Raw genomic sequence first — 4,210 nt, 5'->3', positions numbered from 1 at the left:
GGCGGCCGCCCTCGTCGACCTGGCTCCGGCGGTGGCCGCGGCCGACGCCGACGACGAGGACGAGGCGGGCCAACTCCGCGACGGGCTCGCCGAGGGCGACGTCTACGGGGTCGACGTCGACGGCGCGATCGAGACCTTCGCGGCCCGCACCGACCGCGACCTCGGCGAGGCGGACGAGATCCTGCTCGTCGGCGCGGGGAGCCAGGACGAGCCGATGGAGCGCCTGGCGTACCTGCTCGCGGCGCCGTGGCCCGCCGAGGAGCTGGCGGACGGCGCCGCGTCGGCGACGGGACTCTCCTACGAGCGGGCCGACGGGGCGGACGAACTGTACGAACCGGCGGACGGCGATGGAGACGGCGACGACGCGGCGGACGGTGACGACGATGGCGACGGCGACGACGCGGCCGACGGCGATGCGGCGGCCGACGTCGATCCGGACGCCGACGTCGGAACCGATCCGGACGAGGCGGGCCCGCCGACCGTCGCCGGCCTGGGCGAGGACCGCCTGGTGGCGGGCGACGACGAACTGGTCGGGGAGGCGCTCTCGGTCGCCGACGGCGAGGCCGACCCCCTCGACGGGGCCCTCCGCGAGGCGTTCGACGAGGCGCCGACGGGGCTGGTCACCGTCGCCGTCGCGACGCCGGACGGGGTCCAGCCGGACCTGGAGGATCTGACGGTCCCCTTCGCGCTGCGGCCGCTCGAGACCGTGGGCGCCGTCGCGGGGACGGTCGAACCGGCCGGGAGCGCGGGCGACGATGTCGGAAGTGACGACGAGATCGGAAGCGACGACGAGGACGAGGGTGGGAGTGACGACGACGGCGGAAGCGACGACGGCGGAAGCGACGGCGACGAGGTTCGCGCCGAACTCCTGTTCCGGTCGCCCGACGAGGACGACGCCGACGACCTCGAGACGCTGCTCGGCGGCTTCCTCCCGATCCTCGCGACCGACGTTGGCGAGGGCGGGACGATCGACGTGGACGACGACGAGGCCCCGGCCGTCCGCGAGGCGATGGCGGACGCGACGATCGAGCGCGACGGCGCGACCGTGACCGTCGCCGCGACCGGCGAGGTGACGGCCGCGGTCGCCCTCCTCGAGGCGTTCTAGCGTGGATCTGCTGGCGCTGCTCCGGAAGGAAGCCCTCTCGGTCAGGGCCAACGCCGCGCTGTTCGTCGTCCTGTTGATCCTGCTGCCGGCCGCGTTGGTCGCCGGGACGCTCGTCTACGAGCAGACGATCCCCCGGGACGTCCCGGTCGGCGTGGTGGGCGAGGACGACGCGACCGAGCAGGACCTCGCGGTCGTGGACGCGAGCGTCGTCGCGTTCGCCTCGCCGGAGCGCTACGACGACCGCGACGCCGCCGAGGCGGCGCTGCTGCGCGAGGAGGTCTACGTGGTGATCCGCGTCCCCGGCGAGCTCGCGAACCCGGAGGCCGACGCGACCCTCACCGTGGTCTCCGACAGCGCCTTCGTCCCCTTCCAGGAACCGGTCAACGAGTCGAGCGAGGTGCTCGCCGACGGCGCGAACGCGTCGGTCCCGGCGAACGTCTCCGTCGAGCACGAGCGCCTCGGCGAGGAGCGCAGCCTCTCGGAGTACCTCGTCCCGCCCGGCCTGCTCGCGTTCGTCGTCCTCTTCGGGCTGGTCTACCTGCCCTACCAGGTGCGATCCGAGCGGCTGGTGCTCGATCGCCTGCGCACGTCCGCCAGCCTCGACGTCGTGGTGGCGAGCAAGCTGCTCTTCTACGGCGCGGCGCTCGCCGTCCCCGCGGCGGTCGTCGGGCTGACGACGGCCTGGCTGGGCTACGACGTGGCCGCCCTCTCGCCGGCGACGCTCGCCGTCCTCGGGCTGTCGTTCGCGTTCCTCGCCGCGACGGGCCTCGCGGTCCTGTTCGCGCTGGGACTCTCCCGATCGGCGCTGGTCGCGAACCTCGGGCTGGCGCTCGGGGCCGTCGCGCTCTCGAGCTTCCTGTTCCCGGTGGGATTCTTCTCCTCGACCCAGGTGACGATCGCGCGGGCGCTGCCGACCCACTACGCCGTCGTCGCCGCCCGGAGCGCGATGCTCCGGGACGTGCCGGTCTCGCTGTACGCCGACTACCTGCTGTACCTGCTGGCGGCGACGGTCGTCGCCCTGCTCGCGCTGAAACTGGCGATGGTGCGCTACGAACGGAGGGCCTGACGATGGTGCGCTACGACCGGAGGACCCGACGATGACCGACCACGACCGGAGGACCCGACGATGACCGACGACGAACGCCCGCGGGAGGCCACGCCCGACATTCGCCTCGTCGACGTGACGAAACGCTACGCGGCGGCGACGGCGCTCGAGGGAGTCACCATCGACATCCGCCCCGGCGAGTTCCACGGCCTCGTCGGCCCGAACGGCTCCGGCAAGACGACGCTCTTTCGCGTCCTCGCGGGGCTCACGCGCCCGACCGAGGGCCGGGTCGAGCGCCGGGGCGACCCGACCGTCGGCTTCAGCTTCCAGGAGCCGCGCTTCTACCCGGAGCTGACCGTCCGCGAGAACGTCTCGGTCTTTCGCCGGCTGTCGGGTGCGTCGGTCGACGACGACTGGGTCGAGACCCTCTACGAGGAGCTGCGCCTCGAACCCGCGGTCCACCGCCGGGCGGACGAGCTCTCGGGCGGCTTCCGGACGAAGCTCGACCTCGCGCTGGCGCTGCTCGCCCGTCCGCAGTACGTGCTGCTCGACGAGCCGCTGGCGGACGTCGACGAGCACTCGCGGCGCCGGATCCGGGCGTTCCTGGAGCGCTACCAGCGCGCGGAGCCCGACCGGACGGTCGTCGTCTCGACGCACAACGTCCGGGCGTTCGCCCGCTCGTTCGATCGCCTCACCGTCCTCGTCGACGGGACGGTCCGCGCGGACGAACCCGTGAGGGGGATCGATGGGATCGGCTCCCCCGCGGCGTCGGTCGGCGGGACGGAGGCGGTCGAGGGAGGCAACGGTGCGGAGGCCGTCGAGGGGGGCGAGGGTGCGGAGGCGGTGGAGAGGGACGAGGGTTCGGAGGCGGTCGAGGGAGGTGACGGTGCGGAGGCGGTCGAGATGGGCGACGAGATGGACGCGGTCGAGGCGGGCGACGGGACGCCCGCGGCGGCCGTGCTCGAGCGATACCGGCGCGCGCTGGAACGATCCGACGACTGAGGCTCGACCCACCCGTCGCCGAGGAGCCGACCGCGGGTTCGTCCGCCGCCGCCGTGCGGCGTTCGCCGACCGCCGGTTGCCCTCCACGGACGTCGAGCGCACCTCTGATCGATCCGTCTCCGCAAGAGTATTGGCGCCGTCGTGTGCACGCCAACCATGGTCGAAGCCGATTCGGCGGTACTGCTCTCGCTGCTGACCGTCGCCGCGCTGGCGTACTTCATCGCGAACCTCGTCCCCCGCGTGGACGCCATGGAGCGGAGCTACCGCAAGTTCCTCTCGCTGACGACCCTCGGCATCGCGTACCTCCTGTTGCTCCCCCTGCTCGCGTTCGTCCTCAACGACATGGGCGGCGTGTACGGCGTGGGGCAGGTGCTGGCGATCGCGGTCGCCGCGCACGTGCTGTTCGGGCTGACGCTGCTGTACGACGTCTTCGACGACTGGCTCCGGCTGTTCGCCGATCCCGAGTACAATACCTGGGTGGAGGCCTCGCTCGTCGTCGCCGTCGTCCTGCTGCTCGCCGCGATGTTCCTGCTGGCGCCCTGATTCGGGCCGAGGGACGGCGACCCGGGACATCCGGGTGGCGGTCTCGGGCCTCCGAGCGGGGGTCTCGGACATCTGGGTGGCGGTCTCGGGCCTCCGAGCGGCGGTCTCGGGCCTCCGGGTGGCGGACTCCCGGGGCCGGTCGCGGACCGAACGGGAGCGATCCCGGCATCGCCCGCCGGCCGCGGGTCGCCGACCGTCCACCCGGCCAGATAAACCCTGCACCCGTTCAGCCGACGACCTACCCGACTCCGGTCGGGACTGGCTATCGTGTCCGCTCTCTCTCCACGCGCCGAGCATCGACCGACGCAGTACTACTACGACTCCTCCAGCGGCCGCGTCGACGTGATCGTCGACGTCTCACCGGCCGCCCGCGAGGACCTGACGGTGCTCGTCGGCGACAGTCGCATCGAACTCCGCATCGAGGACGCGGAGGGGACCGACGAGCGCAGTTTCCGGACGCCGACGGCGACCTGGCGCTTCGACGACGAGCACCGCGCCGTCTACAACAACGGCGT

Annotated in this window: 5 protein-coding genes; all 5 read left to right on the top strand. The window is 72.8% G+C overall.

All coding sequences use genetic code 11. The features are described 5' to 3' along the window. The coding region (locus QZT59_RS09930) for a hypothetical protein (protein ID WP_394348647.1) at positions 1–1,105 on the top strand (1,105 nt) is incomplete at its 5' end. 1 nt (position 1,106) lies between these two features. Beyond that, entirely contained in the window at positions 1,107–2,171 is a 1,065-nt protein-coding gene (locus tag QZT59_RS09925) for an ABC transporter permease (RefSeq protein ID WP_290815041.1), read from the top strand. Positions 2,172–2,231: 60 nt separating this feature from the next. Continuing rightward, positions 2,232–3,152, top strand: coding sequence for an ABC transporter ATP-binding protein (locus QZT59_RS09920; RefSeq protein WP_290815038.1), 921 nt, complete (start codon positions 2,232–2,234; stop codon positions 3,150–3,152). Positions 3,153–3,308: 156 nt separating this feature from the next. Further along, positions 3,309–3,695 (top strand): hypothetical protein, encoded by a 387-nt coding sequence (locus QZT59_RS09915; protein WP_290815036.1) that lies wholly within the window; start codon positions 3,309–3,311, stop codon positions 3,693–3,695. 267 nt (positions 3,696–3,962) lie between these two features. Next, a partial coding sequence (locus QZT59_RS09910; RefSeq protein WP_290815033.1) for a hypothetical protein occupies positions 3,963–4,210 on the top strand: 248 nt, incomplete at its 3' end.

This window comes from Halovivax sp., from assembly GCA_007119345.1.
Classification (GTDB): Archaea; Halobacteriota; Halobacteria; order Halobacteriales; family Natrialbaceae; genus Halovivax.
The sequence above is the reverse complement of the archived record's forward strand: the minus strand, read 5'-3'. Positions and strand labels throughout refer to the sequence as shown.

Bases quoted from the DNA above. Each gene is read 5' to 3' on its own strand.
- QZT59_RS09920 (WP_290815038.1), top strand. From the start codon at position 2,232: ATGACCGACGACGAACGCCCGCGGGAGGCCACGCCCGACATTCGCCTC.
- QZT59_RS09915 (WP_290815036.1), top strand. From the start codon at position 3,309: ATGGTCGAAGCCGATTCGGCGGTACTGCTCTCGCTGCTGACCGTCGCC.